This is a genomic window from Mycobacterium ostraviense (genome assembly GCF_002705925.1).
GTDB lineage: Bacteria > Actinomycetota > Actinomycetes > Mycobacteriales > Mycobacteriaceae > Mycobacterium > Mycobacterium ostraviense.
Window position 1 is genome coordinate 3,229,405 of record NZ_NKRE01000001.1, and the last position, 21,216, is coordinate 3,250,620.

At 64.9% G+C, this 21,216-nt stretch carries 22 protein-coding genes and 1 pseudogene; 9 read left to right on the plus strand and 14 right to left on the minus strand.

Features of this window, described 5'->3' with window-relative positions:
- Nucleotides 1-13: 13 nt before the first annotated feature.
- From CDN38_RS14815 to CDN38_RS14825, 3 genes are all read right to left on the minus strand, one after another.
- Entirely contained in the window at nucleotides 14-523 is a 510-nt protein-coding gene (locus tag CDN38_RS14815; RefSeq protein WP_075509778.1) for an adenosine-specific kinase, read from the minus strand.
- Complete coding sequence (locus CDN38_RS14820) at nucleotides 520-2,436, minus strand: ABC transporter ATP-binding protein/permease (RefSeq protein WP_075509779.1); 1,917 nt, start codon at nucleotides 2,434-2,436, stop codon at nucleotides 520-522. The genes CDN38_RS14815 and CDN38_RS14820 overlap by 4 nt, the downstream gene beginning before the upstream one ends.
- A gap of 74 nt (nucleotides 2,437-2,510) precedes the next feature.
- Entirely contained in the window at nucleotides 2,511-4,424 is a 1,914-nt protein-coding gene (locus CDN38_RS14825) for an ABC transporter ATP-binding protein/permease (protein ID WP_075509780.1), read from the minus strand.
- A gap of 148 nt (nucleotides 4,425-4,572) precedes the next feature.
- Between CDN38_RS14825 and CDN38_RS14830 the strand changes: the two genes are divergently transcribed.
- On the plus strand, nucleotides 4,573-6,144 hold the full coding sequence (locus CDN38_RS14830) for a succinic semialdehyde dehydrogenase (protein ID WP_075509781.1): 1,572 nt from the start codon (nucleotides 4,573-4,575) through the stop codon (nucleotides 6,142-6,144).
- A gap of 286 nt (nucleotides 6,145-6,430) precedes the next feature.
- Nucleotides 6,431-6,769, plus strand: a complete 339-nt coding sequence (locus CDN38_RS14835) for a DUF732 domain-containing protein (RefSeq protein WP_161951595.1) — start codon at nucleotides 6,431-6,433, stop codon at nucleotides 6,767-6,769.
- Nucleotides 6,770-6,985: 216 nt separating this feature from the next.
- Here the strand turns inward: CDN38_RS14835 and CDN38_RS14840 are convergent, their stop codons facing one another.
- Nucleotides 6,986-7,357, minus strand: coding sequence for a hypothetical protein (locus CDN38_RS14840; protein WP_075509783.1), 372 nt, complete (start codon nucleotides 7,355-7,357; stop codon nucleotides 6,986-6,988).
- 172 nt (nucleotides 7,358-7,529) lie between these two features.
- Nucleotides 7,530-8,336 (minus strand): lysophospholipid acyltransferase family protein, encoded by an 807-nt coding sequence (locus CDN38_RS14845; RefSeq protein ID WP_099319024.1) that lies wholly within the window; start codon nucleotides 8,334-8,336, stop codon nucleotides 7,530-7,532.
- A gap of 176 nt (nucleotides 8,337-8,512) precedes the next feature.
- Between CDN38_RS14845 and CDN38_RS14850 the strand changes: the two genes are divergently transcribed.
- Entirely contained in the window at nucleotides 8,513-9,589 is a 1,077-nt protein-coding gene (locus tag CDN38_RS14850; protein WP_075509784.1) for an SDR family oxidoreductase, read from the plus strand.
- Between the two features lie 90 nt (nucleotides 9,590-9,679).
- Here CDN38_RS14850 and CDN38_RS31845 read toward each other — a convergent pair whose 3' ends face one another.
- Nucleotides 9,680-9,898 carry a cysteine hydrolase family protein gene (locus CDN38_RS31845; protein ID WP_201258258.1) on the minus strand — a complete coding sequence of 73 codons (219 nt, stop codon included), beginning with the start codon at nucleotides 9,896-9,898 and terminating at the stop codon, nucleotides 9,680-9,682.
- Nucleotides 9,899-9,926: 28 nt separating this feature from the next.
- On the minus strand, nucleotides 9,927-10,526 hold the full coding sequence (locus tag CDN38_RS31850; RefSeq protein ID WP_201258256.1) for a cysteine hydrolase family protein: 600 nt from the start codon (nucleotides 10,524-10,526) through the stop codon (nucleotides 9,927-9,929).
- A 104-nt stretch (nucleotides 10,527-10,630) separates the two neighbouring features.
- Between CDN38_RS31850 and CDN38_RS14860 the strand changes: the two genes are divergently transcribed.
- From CDN38_RS14860 to CDN38_RS14870, 3 genes are read left to right on the plus strand one after another with little or no spacing between them, the layout of a single operon-like run.
- Nucleotides 10,631-11,992: a WS/DGAT/MGAT family O-acyltransferase gene (locus tag CDN38_RS14860; protein WP_075509785.1), complete on the plus strand. Its 1,362-nt coding sequence runs from the start codon at nucleotides 10,631-10,633 to the stop codon at nucleotides 11,990-11,992.
- 11 nt (nucleotides 11,993-12,003) lie between these two features.
- Complete coding sequence (locus CDN38_RS14865) at nucleotides 12,004-12,489, plus strand: NUDIX hydrolase (RefSeq protein ID WP_075509786.1); 486 nt, start codon at nucleotides 12,004-12,006, stop codon at nucleotides 12,487-12,489.
- A gap of 17 nt (nucleotides 12,490-12,506) precedes the next feature.
- The gene (locus CDN38_RS14870; RefSeq protein ID WP_075509834.1) at nucleotides 12,507-13,412 is read left to right on the plus strand and encodes a haloalkane dehalogenase; all 906 of its coding nucleotides are present in this window, start codon (nucleotides 12,507-12,509) and stop codon (nucleotides 13,410-13,412) included.
- Here the strand turns inward: CDN38_RS14870 and CDN38_RS14875 are convergent.
- On the minus strand, nucleotides 13,385-13,807 hold the full coding sequence (locus tag CDN38_RS14875; RefSeq protein ID WP_075509787.1) for a DUF2330 domain-containing protein: 423 nt from the start codon (nucleotides 13,805-13,807) through the stop codon (nucleotides 13,385-13,387). The two genes, CDN38_RS14870 and CDN38_RS14875, sit on opposite strands and share 28 nt — an antisense overlap.
- Before the next feature lie 78 nt (nucleotides 13,808-13,885).
- On the opposite strand from CDN38_RS14875, the gene CDN38_RS14880 reads away from it, so the two are divergent.
- Together CDN38_RS14880 and CDN38_RS14885 are read left to right on the plus strand one after the other, a co-directional pair.
- Nucleotides 13,886-15,130 carry a cytochrome P450 gene (locus CDN38_RS14880; RefSeq protein WP_075509788.1) on the plus strand — a complete coding sequence of 415 codons (1,245 nt, stop codon included), beginning with the start codon at nucleotides 13,886-13,888 and terminating at the stop codon, nucleotides 15,128-15,130.
- 229 nt (nucleotides 15,131-15,359) lie between these two features.
- Nucleotides 15,360-15,636, plus strand: a pseudogene (locus CDN38_RS14885) (DUF222 domain-containing protein); the annotation flags it as partial.
- 38 nt (nucleotides 15,637-15,674) lie between these two features.
- Here CDN38_RS14885 and CDN38_RS14890 read toward each other — a convergent pair.
- The 3 genes from CDN38_RS14890 to CDN38_RS14900 form a co-directional block, all read right to left on the minus strand.
- Nucleotides 15,675-16,130, minus strand: a complete 456-nt coding sequence (locus tag CDN38_RS14890) for a hypothetical protein (RefSeq protein WP_233026887.1) — start codon at nucleotides 16,128-16,130, stop codon at nucleotides 15,675-15,677.
- A gap of 177 nt (nucleotides 16,131-16,307) precedes the next feature.
- On the minus strand, nucleotides 16,308-16,664 hold the full coding sequence (locus CDN38_RS14895) for an FAD-dependent oxidoreductase (RefSeq protein ID WP_075509790.1): 357 nt from the start codon (nucleotides 16,662-16,664) through the stop codon (nucleotides 16,308-16,310).
- A 13-nt stretch (nucleotides 16,665-16,677) separates the two neighbouring features.
- Nucleotides 16,678-17,769 carry an ATP-dependent DNA ligase gene (locus CDN38_RS14900; protein WP_075509791.1) on the minus strand — a complete coding sequence of 364 codons (1,092 nt, stop codon included), beginning with the start codon at nucleotides 17,767-17,769 and terminating at the stop codon, nucleotides 16,678-16,680.
- 37 nt (nucleotides 17,770-17,806) lie between these two features.
- On the opposite strand from CDN38_RS14900, the gene ligD reads away from it, so the two are divergent.
- On the plus strand, nucleotides 17,807-18,847 hold the full coding sequence (gene ligD / locus CDN38_RS14905) for a non-homologous end-joining DNA ligase (protein ID WP_075509792.1): 1,041 nt from the start codon (nucleotides 17,807-17,809) through the stop codon (nucleotides 18,845-18,847).
- A 23-nt stretch (nucleotides 18,848-18,870) separates the two neighbouring features.
- Here the strand turns inward: ligD and CDN38_RS14910 are convergent, their stop codons facing one another.
- From CDN38_RS14910 to CDN38_RS30845, 3 genes are all read right to left on the minus strand, one after another.
- A complete protein-coding gene (locus tag CDN38_RS14910; protein WP_075509793.1) occupies nucleotides 18,871-20,055 on the minus strand; it encodes a zinc-binding dehydrogenase in 1,185 nt (394 codons plus the stop codon).
- A gap of 147 nt (nucleotides 20,056-20,202) precedes the next feature.
- Entirely contained in the window at nucleotides 20,203-20,532 is a 330-nt protein-coding gene (locus CDN38_RS30840) for a class I SAM-dependent methyltransferase (protein WP_075509794.1), read from the minus strand.
- Nucleotides 20,478-21,197, minus strand: coding sequence for a radical SAM protein (locus tag CDN38_RS30845; RefSeq protein WP_420865935.1), 720 nt, complete (start codon nucleotides 21,195-21,197; stop codon nucleotides 20,478-20,480). The genes CDN38_RS30840 and CDN38_RS30845 overlap by 55 nt, the downstream gene beginning before the upstream one ends.
- Nucleotides 21,198-21,216 lie beyond the last annotated feature (19 nt).

Genomic DNA, 21,216 nt, shown 5'->3' on the forward strand with positions numbered 1-21,216 from the left:
TATCTGACAGCAGTCAGAGCTTGTACCCGATGGCGCGCAGTAGCTCGCGCCGCTCGGTGACGTCACGATCGGTCTCGACCCCGAGGGGTGGTTGCCCGTCGACCACGGCCGCGATGCCCCGCCCGCGCTCCGTCACCGCGACCACGACTTCAACGGGATTGGCCGTGGCGCAGTGAATCGTGCAGACCTCGGGCACCGCTTTCACCGGATTGAGGACGCTGATCGGGAAGCCTTCACGCAGGAAGATCACGAAACAGTGTCCGGCCGCGATCGCCAGGGCGGCGTTGGTTGCGAGCTCCACCAACGCGGCGTCGTTACCGCTGTGCCGGACCAATCGCGGCCCGGACGCCTCGCAGAACGCCAGCCCGAACCGTAGTGCTGAACTCACCCCCACCAGCGCCTCGTGGAGGTCATCGACCGTCTTGATGAAGTGCGCCTGGCCGATCACGACGTTGACGTCATCCGGCTTGTCGACGAGCACCACATCCCAGGACAGCGACGTTGTGGAGACAGACTCAGTCACAGACTCATGCTGCCACGTTCGCCGACCTTGCCCACCCTCCAGGCCCCACCGCCCAGCAGCGCCAACTGCTGCTCGTGATGTGGTTCGACGGTGTTGCGGTGGCTGACCGATACCACAACGGTCTCCGGTAGTTCGGTGCGCAGCAATTGATACAGCGAATATTCGAGCCCCGGGTCGAGCGCTGACGTCGCCTCGTCGAGGAACACCGCCCTGGGCCTGGTGAGCAGGATGCGCGCGAACGCGATCCGCTGCTGTTCGCCGGGGGAGAGCACCTTGGCCCAGTCCCGAACTTGATCCAACCGGTCGCGCAGGTGAGCCAGCGCCACTTTGGCCAACACGTCGCGCAGTCGGCGGTCGGCGATATCACCCTCGGCGGCCGGGTAGGACACCACGGCACGCAAATTGCCCAGGGGCACATACGGCAACTGGCTCAAGAACATCGTCGCGTTGTCTTGGCTGGGGTGTCGCAACGTCCCGGATGTGAACGGCCACAGCTGGGCGAGGCTGCGCAGCAGGGTGGTCTTGCCCGACCCGGACCGGCCGACGATCACCATGGAGTCGCCCGGGGCGAGTCTCATGCTGAGCGGGTCCACCAATTGCAGGCCGTCCGGCGTGCGCACCTCGACCTCGTCCAATTCGACCGAGCCGTCGACGCTGGGCGCGGTGTGCAGTTTCGGCAACGCACGGGTCTTGGCGTTGGACTCGACCAGGCCGTGCACCCGCAGGATGGAGGCGCGGTAGCTGGCGAACAGGTCATAGGCATTACGGAAGAAAGACAGCGAATCGTGAACCGTGCCGAACGCCTGCGTGGATTGCATGACGTAGCCGAGTTTGAACGAGCCCGCGAACAACTGCGGCGCCTGAATCAGGAACGGCAGCAGGCCGATCGGTTGGCTCACCGCCACATTGAACCCGGTGAAGGCCACGCTGCGCCGCAGATAGCCGCGATAGTTCCTGATCACCCCCGCGAATCGTCCGTTCAATTCCACACTTTCGGCTCGCTCCCCGCGGTAGAAGCCGACCGCCTCGCCGGCGTCGCGCAACCGCACCAGGGCGTAGCGGAAGATCGCGTTGAGCTTTTCGTTGCGGAAGCTCAACCGGATGAGCGGGCGTCCGATCCAGAAGGCGACCACGGTGGCGAACGTGATGTAGGCGATGACTATCCAGAACAGCGCCCGCGGAATCTGCAGACCCGCGACGGTGATCGGGAACGACAGGTCCCACAGGATCGCGGCGAACGACACCACCGACACCACCGCCTGCACGGCGCCGAACAACAGGGTTTTGGCAGTCCCGTTCGCGGGGATGTTCGCCATGCCGCCAGAGCATGCGGTGAAAGCGTCGATGTCTTGCTGGATGCGCTGGTCGGGATTGTCGATGGGGTGATCGATGAACTGTCCGCGATAGTAGGCGCGGTCACCCAGCCAGTCGCCCATCAATCGGTGCGTGAGCCAGACCCGCCAGCGGATGATGAACTCCTGCATCAGAAACTGGTCGACCACGGCCCGGGTGATGTAGATGACCGCCAGCACGGCAAAGGTCGCGATGGCCACCCAGAAGCCGTGGATGCCGGAATTGCGGACCCGCATGTCGCCGCTGGCGGCCCCCTCGAACGCCACCTGCAAGGCGGTGTACAAGTCGTTGCTGTAGTAGCTCAGCAGAATGTTGATCCGCACCGCGACCATCACCAGCATCAGCAGCAGGCCCAATCGGCCCCACACCGGAATACTGTCGTGGCCCTTGAAGTATCCCCCGGTCACCTCCCAGAACTGCCGGCCCCATGTGGTGTAGCGGGCGATGAGCGTCCCAACGGCCAACAGGCCCGCGCCGCTGACCGTCCAGGCTTCGGCGAGCCACCACAACGACCCGGCAACCTCGTTGCTCCAGTCGATCGACGGCGTGAAGGTATCCATGGTGAACGCTCCTGTGCCATGGCGTCGTGGCGACGCTATGTCGAGAAGCTACCGCGATTTGAGAAGCGGCCCGCTCACATTGAGGCCACCGGTTCGCCGATGCGGCTGAGGCGCCACGGGCCGTTGCCCAACAATTCCAATTCCTGGTGATGATGCGGTTCGACGGTGCTGCGGTGACTGGCGCTGACCACGATGCAGTCGGGCAGCTCCTTTCTCAGCAAGTCATAGAGCGCGAACTCCAGTCCCTCGTCGAGAGCCGAGGTGGCTTCGTCGAGGAACACCGCCTTGGGTCTGGTCACCAGAACGCGGGCGAACGCGATGCGCTGCTGCTCGCCGGGCGAGAGCACTTTGGCCCAGTCCTCGACGTCGTCGAGCCGGCTGATGAGGTTGGGCAAGGTGACTTTGGCCAGGGCGGCACGCAGCGTCAGGTCGTCGACCGCACCCTCCATCGCCGGGTAGCTCACGCCGGCGCGCAGGTTGCCCAGCGGAAGATAGGGCAGCTGCGGGACGAACATGACTCGCTCCCGGCCGTCCGGATAGCGCAGCGTGCCCGAGGCATACGGCCAGAGTCCGGCCAGCGTGCGCAGCAGCGACGTCTTGCCGCAACCGGACTTGCCGGTGATGACCAGGGCGTCGCCGGGCACCAGCCGCATGTTGAGCGGCTCGATCAATTGCGTGCCGGTCGGTGAGCGGACCTCGACGTCGTCGAGTTCTATCGCGACATCGCCGGTGGCAACGGTGCGCAGCTCAGGCAGCTTGCGTGCCTTGGCATTGGCTTCCGCCAGCCCGTTGAGGCGGATGATCGCGGCCCGATAGCTGGCGAATCGGTCATAGGCGTTGCGGAAGAACGACAGTGATTCCTCGATCTGGCCGAAGGCGCCGGCAGATTGGATCACGTCTCCGAGTTTGATGCTGCCCGCGAACAGCCGCGGCGCTTGCACGATGAACGGCAGCGGATTGATGGTCTGGCTCATCGTCACGTTCCAGCCGAGGAAGCCGATCGTGCGTCGCACGTAGCGGCGGTAGTTGGCAATTGTATCGGCGAACCGGGTCCCGAGCTGGGAACGCTCCACGCGTTCGCCGCGGTAGAAGCCGATCGCCTCGGCGGCGTCACGCAGCCGCACCAGCGCATACCGGAAGGCGGCGTTGAACAGCTCGTTGCGGAAGCTGAACCGGATGAGCGGGTGACCGATCCAGAAGGCGACCACCGTGGCCATCGAGACGTAGGCGAACAAGACCCAGAACAGCGCCTTTGGGATGTCGATCCCGAAGACGGTCAACGTGCCGGACAGCCGCCACAAGATCGCGGCGAACGATACCACCGAGACGACCGATCGGACCGCGCCGAACAGCAACGTAGCCGACGTGCCGACCGACGGGCTGTTGGGCGCGCCGCCGACACCAGCGGTGAAAATGTCGATGTCCTGCTGGATGCGCTGGTCGGGGTTGTCGATTATGGTGTCCAGGAACCGGCCCCGATAGTAAGCCCGCCCGTCGAGCCAGTCCGCGGTCAGCCGGTCGGTGAGCCACACCCGCCACCGGATCAAAAACCGTTGCGTGACATACAAATCCGTCATTACCTGGATCACTTGCAGGGTGGCGATGACGCAGAAGGTCCAGATGGCCACCCAAAAGCCGTGGATGCCCGAGTCCCGCACCGCGTTATTGCCGGCGGCGGCGCCCTGGAACGCGGCCTGAAGCGCCGTATACAGGTCGTTGCTGTAGTAGGTGAACAACACCGTCAGCCGCACCGAAGTGATGACCGACAGCAGCAGCGCGCCGAACAATCCCCAGACCGGGACGCTGTGCCGGCCCGTGTAGTACTCGCCGGTGATGCGCCAGAACTGGCTGCCCCAGCGGGTGAACCGGATGACCAGCACCGCGACGACGAGCAGGCATGCCCCGCTGACCGCCCAGGCCTCGACAATCCACCGCAACGACGCAGCCAACTCGTGGCCCCAGTTGATGGAAGGGGTGAACTTTTCCACGGAGGCTCTCCTTCTTCCGTGGCCATATTGGCGACACTAGTTACCAGCTGTGCGTGACGGTATCGCAGTTGCAGCTCATGGGCCCGTGTCCGGCGACCACTTCACGGGTAGTCGAATCATGAACCCCTATGCCGCGAGGAGTGCCACGATGACCGCAATTTCCGACCCGAAGACAACGAAAATCACGCCGTTGCTGCAGGCACTGAGCCGGCGGGTCGACGCCGCCGACGGTGACCGTCGCCGCGACGTCACCAACGCGATGACCGGACAGCCGCTCGCCGGCGTCCCGCAATGCACCCCCGAGGACGTCGTCGCCGCGGCCGGCCGCGCCCGCGCGGTGCAACGTGCCTGGGCGCGGCGCCCGCTGGCCCAGCGCACCGAGGTACTGCTGCGCTTTCACGACCTGGTGTTACGGCGTCAGGACGAGATCCTCGACATCATCCAGTTGGAGAGCGGCAAGGCCCGCGCTCATGCGTTCGAAGAGGTCGCCGACGTATGCCTGACCGCCCGCTACTACGCCCACACCGCCAAGAAGTACCTGTGCCCCAAGCGCCGTCAAGGGGTGCTGCTGGCCCTGACCGAGGTATGGGAACACCGGCTTCCGAAGGGCGTGGTCGGGATCATCTCGCCGTGGAACTATCCGCTGACCCTGGGCATCAGCGATGCGCTGCCGGCGATCGTCGCCGGTAATGCCGTATTGGCCAAGCCCGATAACCAGACGCCGTTCTCGGCCCTGTGGGCGGTGCGGCTACTCGAAGAGGCGGGCATGCCGCAGGGGCTGGTGCAGAGTGTCACGGGATCGGGATCGGAGCTGGGCTCACCGATCATCGAGCAGTCCGACTACGTGATGTTCACCGGTTCCACCGACACCGGCCGCACGGTCGCCGCCCAGGCGGGCAAACGGCTGATCGACTGCTCGATGGAACTGGGCGGCAAGAACGCGCTGCTGGTCCTCGATGACGCCGATGTCGGCAAGGCCGCCGTCGGCGCGGTACGGGCGGCATTCTCCAACGCGGGCCAGTTGTGCATCTCGGTGGAACGCATCTACGTTCCCGACGCCCTGTGGGACGAGTTCACCGGCCGCTTCGTGGCAGCCACTACGGCAATCAAAATGTCTGCCGCGCTTGACTATTCGGCTGACATGGGGTCGTTGATCAGCCAAACACAACTCGACACCGTAAGCCACCACGTCGACGACGCGGTGAGAAAAGGGGCGACCGTGCTCGCCGGTGGCACGCCGCGTCCCGACATCGGCCCGTACTTCTACGAGCCGACCATTCTCAGCGGCGTGCGCGAGGGCATGGCCGCGTTCGCCGACGAGACCTTCGGCCCGGTCGTCTCGCTGTATCGCGTGCACAGTGAGGAGGAGGCCGTGGAAAAGGCGAACGATAGTCTGTATGGCTTGAACTTCAGCGTGTGGACCTCCGATCCCAAGCGCGGACGTGCCGTGGCCACCCGATTGCAGGCCGGAACGGTCAACATCAACGAGGGGTACGCCGCCGCGTGGGCATCGGTCGACGCGCCGATGGGCGGTATGAAGGCCTCCGGGCTGGGTCGTCGTCACGGTGAGCAGGGAATCCTGAAGTACACCGAGCCGCAAACCATCGCGATCGAACGCGGGCTGCCGGTTGGCGTGCCGACCTGGATGCGTGCCGGCCACTACGCACGCCTCATGAGCAGCGGGTTGCGGGTGCTGCGCCGGCTACCGGGCGTCAAATAGCCGGTTCTCGACGGTTCCCGACGCTTCCCGACGGTTCTCCACGGTCCTCCACGGTTCTCCACGGTTCCGGAAGGGACCCGGACAGGGGCATCGGGCGGCTTTAGGTCGGCACCAGCCGGAATAAATTCGGGCGCAGCAGCGATGTATAGATCAAGCGAATCGCTGCGGCGTTGACTACTCACGGTGTGTTCGGGTTTTGAAGGCGATTTTGTTCAAATTCCCGGTACCCCTACCGGTATCAGCGGCGTACGATTCGAGTTAAGTACCCCTCATGAATGGAAAGACCATGGTTAAGTTCTCAATGCTGGCTGCTGCCGGGTTGGCTGTCGGGGCCATTGTGGCAGGTGCAGGAGCTGGCGCGGCGCCGGCATACGCCGACTCCACCGCTGACTCCACCTTCATCCAGCAGCTCGACAAGGCCGGAATCCCCTACGTGAACCCGTACTTGGCGGTCGGCCGGGCCACAGCCATGTGCCTGTACCTGAACCAGGGGCACACCGAGGCCGAGGCGTTGTTGTTCACGGCTCAGACCGACCGTGCCAACGCCACGTCATTACAGGACGCCCAATTCGCTCAGCTCGCCGAGGCCATTTACTGCCCGAACGAGCTTTCCTCGGCCCACTAGCGAATTCTGCGACTTTGCAATAGTTGCCTTGGTTTCGTATTCGCGGAACCAAGGCAACTATTGGTTGTGTGGGCATTGCCTGCTCGACGATTGTGACGGGCTTCGCCGCGCGGTTGATCCGGTATGGAGCGGGTACCGAATTAGCCCATTTTTATGCCATAGCTGATCGGTCGGATAGCCAACCTTTCAGGTGCTACCCGACCGGAATGCCGTAATTCAGCGGTGCCCGGGCGCGTTCGGATTGCAGTCGATGCGGTCGGGGATGAAGCAGTCCGGAATGATCCAGTCGCTAAGCGGATCATTCGGGTTGACGCGTACCGAACCTTTTGGCAATTCCGGAGCCTTGCCCGGTTCCAGGGTGAACGTATTGGAGAAGATCGCCGGCATGTCCCTGGCCAGCCGCAGCAGTGCCCCGCCCTGCCGTACGCAGATGAGTCCAACGGCGGGTGGCTGCTTGGACGGGTCCGGCATCGCCTCCGAACTGGGATAGACGAGATTGCACAGATCCTGGGCACTCAGGATGTGGTAGGGCGGATCGTCGGCTTGTGCCGGCGGACTACCCATGAACCCGGCACTGGCGAGCCCCATTCCAACCGCTGCTATTGCGAGTTCTCGACGCATTAACGCCCCTCACCACTCGTGGGTCAGCTAGTGTGACACGGGCGAATAGTAACGCCCTTACGGCTCAGATTGAAGAAAAGTTTGCAAGTTGATGACTTTCGTCATCAAGAAGATGGTCCGGGAGCCGGCCGGCAATCGGTCAGCCCAGTACGGGGACCCGGCGATGGTGGCCCAGTTCGTCGAGCGCGGCTTGCATCAGCGAACGCACCTGGGCGTCGACCTCCGCCGCCTCAGCGTCCTTGCCGAATTGGGCGGCGACGTCGATCGGCTCCAGCACCTGGTAGACGATTTTTGCGGGCAGCGGCATATTGGCCGGGAAGAATACCGTCAAGCCGAACGGTAGGCCGATGGTGACCGGCAGGATCTCGATGCGAATCCGTTTGAGCCCCAGGCGCTTTGCCAGCCAGTTGCCGCGGGTGACGAAGAGTTGGGTCTCCTGGCCTCCGATCGACACCGCGGGCACGATCGGTACGCCGGCCTGCATGGCGGTCCCGACGTATCCGGTGCGACCGCCGAAGTCGATGACGTTCTGCGCCAATGTCGGCCGGAATGCGTCGTAGTCACCGCCGGGAAATGCCAGCACGACCGCACCCGAACGCAACGCCTTGACCGCGTTGTCCCGATTGGCGTGAATGACGCCGAGGCGGCCCAGCGCCGCGCGGAACGGGGTGAAGAAAACCCCATAGTGGGCAAGGGTGTACAGCGGACGACCGTAGCCGAACCTGCCGTAGAAGGCGGGCGCGAGCACGTTCCAATCGGGCGTCAACACCCCGCCGGAGTGGTTGGAAACCAGCAGAACGCCACCGGTCGGGGGAAACGATTCCAGGCCGTGTACTTCGGCCCGGAACCAGCGCTTGATGAGCGGGGTGACCGTGCCGATCAACGCCTTGGTGAAGGCCGGATCCCACTTGGCCATCTCGGAGTCATCAATCTCCTTGCCGCTCACGTCTTCTGCCCATCAGTAGTCGAAGTGCCGGTGACTCGATTATCCTCCCGCCCCGGTGCTCGGACCGAGGACTAATGGCTGCGGTTGCGAGGTCTAAAGTCCCCCGTCGGCAACTCCGCGAATCGGTAGCGTCTGGTCTAAACCACGACATCGCACAAGTGGGCAGGAGTGTAGCGATGACCGTATTGATGACCGGGTTCCCCGGCTTTCTCGGCAGTGCGTTACTACCGCGCATCCTCAAACGTACGGACAGCACGGCAATCTGTCTCGTGCAGTCCAAATTCGCCACCCTGGCCAAGCACCGCGTGGCCGAACTCGGCGCTGCCGAACCGTCGGTGAGCGGGCGGATCGAGCTGGTCGAGGGCGACATCACCCAACCCGGGCTGGGGCTTGCCGCGGCCGTCCTTGCTGAGGTAACCGAGGCATGGCACCTCGCCGCTGTGTATGACCTGGCGGTGGCGCGCGAGGTAGCGATGCGGATCAACGTCGACGGCACCCGCAACGTCCTCGACGCACTTGAACAGTGTCCCAACCTGACCCGGCTGCACTACTTCAGCACCTGCTACGTCAGCGGACGTTACGCCGGCCCGTTCGGCGAGGACGAGCTGGAAGTGGGTGCGCCGTTCAACAACTATTACGAGGAGACCAAGCATCTTGCGGAGGCGGACGTGAGATGGCGGATGTCGGCCGGGATGCCGGCGACCATCTATCGTCCCTCGATCGTGGTCGGTGACAGCCGAACGGGCGAGACGCAGAAGTTCGACGGGCCCTACTTCGTCATGCAGTGGCTGTTGCGGCAGCCCCGGCACGCGATCCTGCCGGTGGCGGGAGATCCCACCATGACGCGGGTGAACGTGGTCCCGCGTGACTTCGTCATTGACGCGGTGAATTACCTGAGTGGGCTGACCATTTCCGAGGGCCGCACCTATCAGCTGGCCGATCCCCAACCGCTCACGGTCGAGGAGATGACCGCCGCGCTGGCCCGGGCGACCGGCCGGAAGCTGGTCAAGATTCCGTTACCGCGCAAGCTGGCGAAGGGCTCGTTGGCACACGTTCCCGGGCTGTACCGGTTGATGCGGATCCCGCCGGAGGCGGTCGACTATTTCACCCATCCCACTTTCTATTTGACCGACCATTGCCGCGCCGACCTTGCCGACGGCCCAGTCGGGCCTCCGCCGTTCACCGGCTACGTTGACCGGCTCGTGGATTTCATGCGCCGCCACCCCGAAGTCGGTTCCGCGGCGATGTTCTGACGGTGCCGCGCCCTTGTGCAGGTCTTCGAATGATCCGCCTTGCGCACGGGACGGCCACGCCGCTGCCGTTGTTTTGGGCGATCCGGTGATCTAGCTGAGCGCGGCACTGTCGGTGACAAATCCAAAGCACTGCTTCACGTTGTAAAGCGTTGCCTCCCAGCAATATTCCGGTGAACTGGTCGCCGTGCAGTCGGTGACCAGGATGCAATCGTAGCCAAGGAAGTTGGCGTCTTGCAGTGTGGTCATGACGCACTGATCGGCGTTGACACCACCGAACAGCAGCGTGGTCAGGCCGATATTTCGCAGGATGCTGTCTCATTGGTGTCCCAGAAGCCGCTCATCCGAAACTTATCCACGCGTATGTCGGCCGCTGCCGGCTGACGCTCGTCGACAAAAGCGGCAGCCCAACTGTCGCGTTGTAGGACGCGGGCGCCGGCGTGGGGCAGCGGATCACCAATGCCGACGCCGGTGCCCACTGGGTTAAGGCATGCAACAGCGATGGACTCAGATTCAGCCGGTCCGGCCGATTGCCCCAATTGACCCAAACTACTGGCACGCCGCAGTCCCGCAATGCGGGCAGCAGGCTACGGAGGGGGCCGATGGGTTTGCGGACAGGCGTGATGTCAACGCCAATGTGGTCGAGCCAGCCACCTTTTGCGCAGAAATCGTTCTGCATATCGATCACCACCATCCCGGTTCGGGAAAGGTCGATCAATAGGTCCTGCGGTTCGGCGGCAATCCGGACGGGGCGCGGACGGGGTGTGTTGCGGACGGTGTCAACGAGATCTTCCGACACCTGCCATGCTGTCGCCGCCGCCGCGCCGAGCGGCACTAGCTTCGCGCCCATCCAATCTCCGCACGTCGAGCACAGGCCGTGGTGCGTAAGGTCTACCAGAACCTCGGGCGACCCGCATCCGCAAACCATTTTGAGGTTCAACCGGGATCATGACCACGAGCGCGTCCGCTGGATAACCGCCCGCCTGCGGCCGTAGGGCGATGCTGAACAGGCAACAAAGTCGTTCGACACGCTTTAATTGGTGCATGGAATTGATGATGCCCAACGACTCGATGTTCCTGTTCGCCGAATCGCGGGAGCATCCCATGCACGTGGGCGGCTTGTCGTTGTTCGAACCGCCGCAGGGGGCTCGTCCGGAGTTCGTTCGGCAGTTCTACGACGCTCTGGTTGCCAACGACGAATTCCAGCCCACGTTCCGTAAACACCCCGCGACGATCGGGGGTGGAATCGCCCGTTTGGCGTGGGCCTACGACGACGAGATCGACATGGACTACCACGTCCGCCGCTCCGCCCTGCCGTCGCCGGGACGGGTTCGCGACCTGCTGGAGCTGACCTCGAGGCTGCACACCAGCCTGCTCGACCGGCATCGCCCGCTGTGGGAACTGTACGTGGTGGAGGGGCTCAACGACGGCCGGTTCGCGATGTACACCAAGATGCACCATGCCCTGATCGACGGTGTCTCCGCGATGAAGCTGATGCAGCGCACCCTGTCGACTGACCCGGACGACACCGAGGTGCGGGCGATGTGGAATCTGCCCCGGCCGACGCGCCCGCCGTCCGGTGGATCGTCGTCTCCGTTGAGCTCGCTGGTCAAGATGGCCGGATCGGTTGTGGGCCTTGCCCCTTCGACCTTGAAGCTAGCCCGCGCCGCCCTGTTCCAGCAGCAGCTGACGCTGCCGTTCGCGGCACCGCACACCATGTTCAACGTCAAGATCGGCGGTGCGCGCCGGTGCGCTGCGCAATCCTGGTCGCTGGAGCGGGTCAAGGCCGTCAAGCAGGCAGCCGGGGTCACCGTCAACGACGCCGTCCTGGCGATGTGCGCCGGTGCGCTGCGTTACTACCTGATCGAACAGGACGCGCTGCCCGGCACGCCGCTGATCGCAATGGTCCCGGTGAGCCTGCGCTCCAAAGACGATTCCGACGGCGGCGGCAACAAGGTCGGCAGCCTACTGTGCAACCTCGGCACTCACGTCGAGGACCCCGCGGAGCGGATCAGAATCATCAGCGAGTCGATGCGCGCCAACAAGAAGGTGCTCGCTGAGTTGCCACAACTGCAGGTGCTTGCGCTGTCCGCGCTACACATGGCGCCGTTGACATTAGCGGGCATACCGGGCTTCCTGTCGACGGTGCCGCCGCCGTTCAACATCGTCATCTCCAACGTGCCGGGCGGCACGGAGCCGCTGTACTACGGCGGCGCCCGGCTCGACGGCAGCTACCCGATGTCCAACATCCCCGACGGCCAAGCGCTGAACATCACCCTGGTGAACAATGCGGGCAACCTCGACTTCGGACTGGTCGGTTGCCGTCGTAGCGTGCCGCACCTGCAGCGGCTGTTGCTCCATTTGGAATCGTCGCTGAAGGATCTGGAGCAGGCCGTCGGAGCCTGAGGATCACCCGGATGCCCAGGCTCAGCGCGGGATTGCTGCTGTATCGGGCACCGGCCGGCGTCGTCGACGTCCTCATCGCGCATCCCGGTGGCCCGTTCTGGGCGCGCAAAGACGATGGGGCCTGGTCGATTCCGAAAGGTGAATACCCCGACGGCGAAGACCCCTGGCCGGCAGCCCGGCGCGAGTTCACCGAGGAGCTGGGCTTGCCGGTTCCGGACGGGCCGCGAATCGACCTGGGCGCGGTGAAACAACCGAGCGGCAAAGTGGTTACCGTCTTCGCCGTCGAAGCCGACCTCGACATCACCGACGTGCGCAGCAACACCTTCGAGCTGGAATGGCCGAAGGGGTCCGGCGCGGTACGAGCGTTCCCCGAGGTCGACCGGGTCGGCTGGTTTCCGGTGGCGCAAGCGCGTGCCAAGCTGCTCAAGGGGCAGCGGGCATTCCTTGACCGGCTGATGGCACAGCCGTCCGTGGCAGGCTTAAGCGAGGGTTCGTGACGGCGTATGTTCGCATGATGCAGACATTGCGCACACCCGACGAGCGGTTTCACGACCTCCCTGACTTTCCTTACCCGCCAAGGTATTGCGAGTTGCCCGACGGCGAAGGCGGGACACTGCGGGTCGCCTGGGTGCAAGACGGGCCGGACCGCGCCGACCCCGTGTTGATGCTGCATGGTGAGCCGTCATGGTCCTATCTGTACCGCAAGATGATTCCGGTCCTGGCCGCCGCGGGCCATCGGGTTATCTGCCCGGACCTGGTCGGTTTCGGCCGATCAGATAAGCCGACCCGTCGCGAAGACCACAGCTATGCGCGTCATGTCGAGTGGATGCGCGCACTGGCTTTCGACGTCCTGGACCTGCGCAACGTGACCCTGGTCGGACAGGACTGGGGCGGGCTGATCGGATTGCGGCTGGCCGCCGAGCATCCCGAGCGCTTCGCGCGGCTGGTCGTCGCCAACACCGGACTGCCCAACGGAGAGCAGCCGATGGCCGAGATCTGGTGGCGCTTCCGGGAGGCGATCCAGACCGCGCCGAAGCTGGACATCGGCGGGTTCGTACAGGGCGGCTGCCGCCGTCAGATGAGTGACGCGGTGCGTGCCGGCTATGACGCTCCATTTCCCGACGACGACTACTGTGCCGGCCCGCGCGCCATGCCCGGCCTGGTGCCGACCTCCCCGGACGACCCGGCGGCAGCGGCGAACAAGACGGCGTGGACGAAACTGTGTGTGAGTCCGACGCCCATGCTGGTGGCGTTCAGCGACAGCGACCCCATCACCGGGCCGATGGCCGAGATCTTCAAGCGTGAGATGCGCGGTGCGCAGGGCGTCGATCACCCGGTGGTGCACGGCGCCGGCCATTTTCTGCAAGAGGACGCCGGCGAAGAGCTGGCCGACTACATCGTGAAATTTCTGCGCCGCTGACCAAGCCCGCGTCGCCGGAAGACCACGAACACAACCACCGCCGCCACGATGCCAGCCATCAGGAATCCGGCGAGCAGGATCACCACGATCGGGATGGCGACGTTGTCGTAGACGACGACCAGTTGCCGGTAAGCGTCATCGTTGGGTGCGTTGCCGAACGTGAAATCCGAAGAGGTTTGCGACGGTTGGTACACGTCGACCTGAGTCTTGGTCAGATAGGACCCGCGGTTGCCGGCCAATTCCCGCAGCACCGGGTCACGAACCTGGCCGGTGACCGTGCCCGCGAACTGGACCTGGGCGGAGTGTCTGTCGGCGTCGGTGCGTTGCTGGCGATGCTCGGACAAGGTGTGGACGACGACGTGCTGCGGGCCCGGCGCGGCCACGGCGAGGCGCACCGCGGATGCTACGCGCCACCGTGGTTGCGGCCACCCACTTTGACCGGGGCGCACTTGAGGTACGGGCACAATGTCAGCATGACGACACGGCCCCTGGAGCCCACCGAATATGCCGAACCGCAGGCATTGCTGCTGCAACTGCTGGACCCGGCGATTCGGGCCAACCCGTATCCGGTGTGTGCGCAGCTTCGTGACCATGGGCCGCTGCAGCTGCCGGAGGCTGACTTCGTCCTCTTCTCGACTTATCACGACTGCGACGAGGTGTTGCGGCACCCGTCGTCGAGCAGCGACCGGTCCAAGTCGAAGATCGCTCGGCGGCAGGCGCAGAGTGCACCGGCTCCCGACCACGAAATCCCGCCCGGCTTCTTGTTCCTCGATCCGCCCGATCACACCCGGCTGCGCAAGCTGGTCAGTAAGGCCTTCGCTCCGAAACTGGTGAACGCACTGCGACCCGACATCGGTGCGCTGGTGGGCGGACTGCTGGACGGGATCGCCGAGAAGGGCCAATTCGACGTGGTCGGCGACTTCGCCTATCCATTGCCGGTGGCGGTGATCTGCCGGCTGCTCGGGGTGCCGCTGGAAGACGAGCCACAGTTCAGCCGGGCATCGGCATTGCTGGCGCAGTCGCTGGACCCCTTTCTCACCTTCACCGGCCAGCATTCCGAGGACTTCTCCGACCGGCTGGCGGCGGGCACCTGGCTGCGCGAGTATCTGGGCGGGTTGATCGCTAGGCGCCGGTCGCAGCCCGGAGACGACTTGATGTCGGGCCTTATCGCGGTAGAGGAGTCCGGCAATCAGTTGACCCACGAGGAGATCGTGTCGACCTGCATGCTGCTGCTGGTCGCCGGACACGAGACCACGGTGAACCTGATCGGCAACGCCATCTTGGCGATGTTGCGGGACCATCGGCACTGGGTTGCGCTGGGCGCCGACGCTGCCCGGGCGCCGGCGGTCATCGAGGAAACCATGCGCTACGACCCGCCGGTGCAACTGGTTGGCCGAATTGCGGGCGACGACATGGCGATTGGGGACATCGCGGTGGCTAAGGGGGACACGATGATGTTGCTGCTGGCGGCGGCGCATCGCGATCCCGCCGAGTACGAGCGACCAGACACCTTCGATCCGGATCGTGGGCCGTTGCGGCACTTGGGGTTTGGCTATGGGGCGCATTACTGCCTGGGCGCCCCGCTGGCGCGGTTGGAAGCCGGTGTGGCGTTGTCGGCGATCACCGCGCGATTCCCCGACGCCAGGTTGGCCGGTGAGCCACACTACAAAACGAACGTCACGCTGCGCGGGCTTCAGACGTTGTCCGTCGTGGTCTAGTTCTGGTCAGTCGGTTAGCCGTTGGGCGCAGCGGTGGGTCTGGTCACTTGAGTCACTTGAGTCACTGGGGATTGGGGGGTATGCGTTGTGCCCGCCTATCCGCGACAAATCCGTTGTGCTGCTGGGATTGTCGCGGATAGGTGGGCACATTAGGTAGCGAGTCCGTCTTGTGACTGGTGTGGTGGCTGCGGCTCGGGATGGCGTCTGGGGTGCCGATAGGTTAGGTGCTATGGATTGGCAGGCGATCACGGCGGCCTTTGACCGGTTGGATGCCGCGCTGGATGTGGTGGCGGGCCTGAACTTCGACGCATTGACCACCGCGCAGTGGTTGACGCTACTGGGGCGCTGCGAAACAGCGCGCCGGCGCCTCCCGGTGCCCGAGCATCAGCTGATCAATCACCTGGCCCGCCAGCCAGGCCAGCGCCGCAGAACTGGGCGGCAAACTGTCGCATGCGATTGCTGAGTGGACGTTGATCAGCCGTGCCGAGGCCAGCCGGCGCATTAAAGGTGAGCTGAGCACACTTATGGCGTTGCGCTCGTCCGTCTAACCGCGGTCGCCGTTCTCACCGCTTTCGCCCTCATCGCCGGGCGGAGTCTGGGCGGCCAAAATGATCGAGATCGGTATCGGTGTGGACAGCTCGAATTTGCCTTGCTCGTCATAGTAGGCACCGATCGTGTACTCGCCTTCGGTCCCGATCGGGAATGAGAGTTCTTGGGTAAAGCACCGGTATTTGGATGCTTTATCGTCGTCGTCCGGCCAGTGCCAACTGGCTTTGAGGGTTCCGCACGGCACCCCGGCGGGATCCTTGCACACGACATGGAGTTCCGGGTCATAGTCACCCCCTGCTTTGGCATGTACCACCAGAACAACGGGAACCTTTGCCCAGAGCGGCATTTGGTCGACCTGAAACCAGGTCATCGGGATGCGCGTCGCATTGATCGCGCCGTATTCGTCCAGCGTGGCGGTGCCGGCAACGAACAATGACGATACGTGCAGCATCACGACATCATAAGGACATCGAATAGCTGAATCCGAACGTTCGAATTGCGGGCGCGCCGCGTAGGGCTGCGCACAGGGACGCGGTGTAGCGACAACGGCGGATATCGGCGCCTATCAGGTGGCGACGTTGACGGTGACGCCGTCGTCGCCCTGGTCGAAGCCGGTCAATGCGTGACCCTAGCGGAAGTCGACGCCGTACTTTTCGGCGGCGGCTGCCAGCACCTCGATGAGCCTGGGTTGTTCCACCCGAAGTGTGTACAGCTGGTGGTTCGGCACCTGCGCGAAACTGAATGTGAAGCCGGCGAAAAATGAGCCGGGGGCGGGTTGCGGGGGTTCATCCGTCTCGGTGAGAGCGCTGTAGAGGCCGCGGTGGTCGAAGATCCGGACTCCTTGGCCGACAATGCCCGCCGCGCGAGGTTGCCGGTTAGGCCCGGGACTGCCGTCCAACACCACCGGCCGGATCCCGGCCAATCCCAGTTCGCAGGCCAGCATCAGCCCATTCGGGCCGGCTCCGGCGATGACGACCTGGACCACGGGGTGAGATTACCTAGCCCGCCGCGGTGCCCGGTCCCAGGCCGGTCACGATGTCGTCCAGACGGAACGACACCGGCTGTTCGAGTTGGGCGTAGGTGCACGAGCGTGGATTGCGGTCCGGGCGCCACCGGTTGAACTGGGCGGTGTGGCGAAACCGGGGGCCTTCCATGTGGTCGTAGCGCACTTCGACGACGCGTTCGGGGCGCAGCGGCACGAACGACAGGTCTTTGCCGGCGTTCCAGCGGGAGAATTCGTTCTTGCGCGGGGTGCGTTCGCCGGCTTCGTGGGCGGCCCAATTCCACGGATGGTTATCGAAAGTTGTTACCAGCGGCTGCAGTTCGGTGAAGAGTCGCCGCCGTTCGGCCATCGGGAAGGCGCCGATCACACCGACGGAAGCGAGTTGGCCGTCCTCCTGGTAGAGCCCCAGCAGCAGCGAGCCGACCGCCCCATCTTCCGGGCCGCCGGACTTGTGCACCCGGTACCCGGCCACCACGCAGTCGGCGGTCCGTTCGTGCTTGATCTTGAACATGACCCGCTTGTCCGGCTGATAGGTGATGGTCAGCGGTTTGGCGATGACGCCGTCGAGACCGGCACCCTCGAACTCGGAGAACCAGCGCTGTGCGGTCTGCAGGTCGGTGGTGCCCGGGGTGACGTGGATCGATGGGCCTGAGCCGGACAGCACATCCACCAGCGCCGCCCGGCGTTCAGTGAACGGACGCTTCGTGTAGTCGTCGTCGCCGAGAGCCAGCAGGTCGAATGCGATGAACGACGCCGGGGTGTGCTCGGCAAGCATGCGCACCCGCGAATCTGCCGGATGGATGCGCTGTTGCAGGGCCTCGAAATCCAGGCCATGCCCGGTGGCGATGACGATTTCGCCGTCGACCACGCAGCGCTGCGGCAGTTCGGCCCGCACTGCGGCGACCAGCTCGGGAAAATAGCGGGTCATCGGCCGCTCGTTGCGGCTGCCCAGCTCGACCTCGTCGCCATCGCGAAAACAGATGGACCGGAAGCCGTCCCATTTCGGTTCGTATGACGCGCCGGCCGGGATGGTCTTGACGGACTTGGCCAGCATCGGCGAAACGGGCGGCATCACGGGTAGGTCCATGGGTTCATTCTGGCGTGCGGCATGCTGGACTCCAGCTATGGCCGCTGCAGCAGAAGAACTCGACGTCGACGGCATCCGGGTACGGGTGACCAACCCGGACCGGGTGTACTTCCCGCAGCTCGGGTCCGACGGCACCAAACGCCGGCTGGTGGAGTACTACCTCGCCGTGGGCCGGGGCCCGATGCTGGCCGCGCTCCGCGACCGGCCCACGCATCTGCAGCGCTTCCCCGACGGCATCGACGGCGAGGAGATCTATCAGAAGCGGGTGCCCCAGCACCGTCCCGACTACCTGCAGACCTGCCAGGTGACGTTCCCTTCGGGACGCACCGCCGACGCGCTGAAGGTGACCCACCCGGCGGCGATCGTCTGGGCGGCGCAGATGGGTACCGTGACGCTGCACCCGTGGCAGGTGCGCTGTCCTGACAGCGAGCACCCCGACGAACTGCGCATCGATCTGGATCCGCAGCCCGGCACCGGTTTTGCGCAGGCGCGGGCTGTCGCCGTCGACGTGTTGCGGCCGCTGCTCGACGAACTCGGCTTGGTCGGCTACCCGAAGACATCCGGGGGACGCGGGGTGCATGTGTTTTTCCGGATCGCCACCGACTGGGACTTCATCCAGGTGCGCCGGGCGGGCATCGCACTGGCCCGCGAGGTGGAGCGACGCGCGCCCGACGTGGTGACCACGTCCTGGTGGAAGGAAGAACGCGGCGAGCGCATCTTCATCGACTTCAACCAGAATGCCCGCGATCGCACCATGGCGTCGGCGTATTCGGTGCGCCGCACCCCGATTGCCACCGTGTCGACACCGTTGACCTGGGACGAGCTGGCCGGCGCCGACCCCGACGACTACACCATGGCCACAGTTGCCGACCTGGTGCAGCGTCGCGATGACCCCTGGGCCGGGATGGATGACGTCGCGCAGTCGATTGCGCCGTTGCTGGACATGGTGGCCGCGGACGAAGAGCGCGGGCTCGGAGATATGCCGTATCCGCCGAATTACCCGAAGATGCCGGGGGAACCGAAACGGGTGCAGCCGAGCCGGGATACCGATCTGAAGAGGGGCACCCGAAGCACCTAGCCGCGCGCCGCACCGAACCGCGGTCAGTGCACCGGTTGTGGGCTCGCGGCGTTGCTCTTCGGGTCGATCAGGATCTTCGCGTGCGCCTCGGGGTCGCCGAGCGCGTCGAACGCGGCCTCGACACCGGGCAGCCCGACGGTCCCGGTGATCAGCGGCGCGGCGTTGACCTTGCCGTCGGCGAGCATGTGCAGCGTGTCGCGGAATTCGAGCGGGGTGTAGCCGAGCACGAACCGCAGGTCGATCTCTTTGTTGATCGCCATCGCCGGGCGGATCTGGTCTGCACCCATGCAGACCCCGACCACCACAACGCGGGAAAACAGCGGCGCGCTCGCGATGATGCCGTCGATAATGCCTGGGACACCGACACATTCGAAGATGACCGGGTGCTTGGGCGTTGCCGCGCCGGCCGCTTCGGCGGCGCGCCACAGATGCCACCAGGGCAGCCGCAGCCGGTGCAGCCTTTCGACGGTGCCGACCGCGAGGTCGAACGCATCGAGGATGCTCTTGAGGTAGCCCTTGCCCGGTCCGTGGGCGGCGGCCGTCTCGTAGGGGGAGTCCTGCGCGGGGTCGACGACGACGTCGGCACCGCAGGCGGTGGCCAGCGCGCGCCGGCCCGGGGAGAAGTCGCTGGCGATCACGGTGCGCACGCCGTGTGCCTTGAGCATGCAGATCACCGCGAGGCCGATGGGGCCGCAGCCGATCACGATTGCGACGTCGCGGCTGCCCACGTCACCGCGCCGGACGGCGTGCCAGCCGACGGCCATCGGCTCGGTCAGCGCAGCGATCTCCGGCGACAGACCGTTAGGGATGGGAAACGTCAGCGACTGCTCGACGAGCAGTTGCTCGGCGTAGGCGCCCGGAGCCATTGTCGACAACCCGATCCCGTGCACCTCGTTGCCGCGTCGCAGCAGTGGCATGGCCACAACCGGGGTGCCGGGCCGGGGAGTCTTGCGGGTGCCGGGGCCGTAGTCGAGCACCTCGCCGCAGAATTCGTGTCCGAACACCACGTGCTGATCGGATCGCATGAAGGCGTGGTAGCCCGATTCGTCCATCATGTCGGCGAGTTCGTCACAGTGGTACCGGGCGTGCAGGTCCGATCCACAGATGCCACACTTGCGGACATCGATCAGCAACTGCCCTTTGGCCGGTTGCGGGGTGGGCTGTTCGACTACCTCGAGCTTCGCGTTGGTGCAGGTTACCGCTCTCATCCTGAGACAGCCTGTTCGGTCGGGTTGATGTTGTTGCCGGGGCAAACGTAAACCTCGACGAACCCGGCTGTCACCCCCGGGGCGCCGGCAGGTTGGCGTCAGGGTCGGGCAGCGCCCACCGAACTGATCATGGCTTCTCCGCGATCATCAGGGTGTAGCCGAGTCGTCGGCCTGGACTTCGGATCGCGCCAGCGCGGTCAACGCGTGGACGGAGTCGGGCTGGATGCCGTTGTCGGCCAGGGTATCTGGAGCGGCGATGGCCAGGGCGGTGATCCGCGCGTCGATTCGGTCGATCATGTCCAGCAGGCTCTGGTCGTGCGATTCGACGTGGCGGATGCGTAGCCCGGCCTCCTGCAGGATGCGGGTGTAGTCGGTGACCGACCGGGCGTCGGCGATGCAGGCCACCCATGCGCGCAGTGAGGTCAGCTCCGGCGGTAGGCCGGCATCGGTGACGGTGACATCGGTGATGCCGACCAAGCCTCCCGGACGCAACATCCGGGCGAACTGGCGGGCTGCCGCAGGCCCGGCTGATTCCGCTGGGCGAGGTTGGCGACGAACTGCCGGTCCGACGCGAGGCGGATGCCGTTGGTGTTGATGATGACGGTCTTGATCGGCCGGCTCTGCGCGGCGTCGACGAAGTCAAAGATCTGCTTGTGGATCGTGGGCTCGCCGCCGGAGAACATCACGACTTCGGGTTCGCCCTCGGCGGCGACGAGTGCATCGAGCATCTTCTCGCACTGCGCCACGGTGAGCGCGTAGCCGTCGGGCTGGTGACCGGAGTCTGCGAAACAGATCGGGCAGTCCAGGTTGCAGTGGGTGTTGACTTCGATCAACCCCAAGCAGGCGTGCTGTTTGTGATCCGGGCACAGGCCGCAGTCGCTGGGACAGCCGTCGCGGATCTCGGTCTGAAACTGTAGCGGACTGGTGCCGGGTTTGTTGAATCGTATTGATTCCAAGTACATCTGAGCGTCCCCGTACGCCAGGGCCCCGAACTCGCCATGGTCGCGGCAGCGCTTGCGCAGATATACCTCGCCGCCGCGGACGTTGACCCGAGCGTCGACCACGGCCTTGCACACCGGGCAGATACTCCTGGTGTATTCGAGGAATACCTCATCACGGCGGATAGCGTGCCCGGCGCGCAACTGTCATCAGGACTACAGT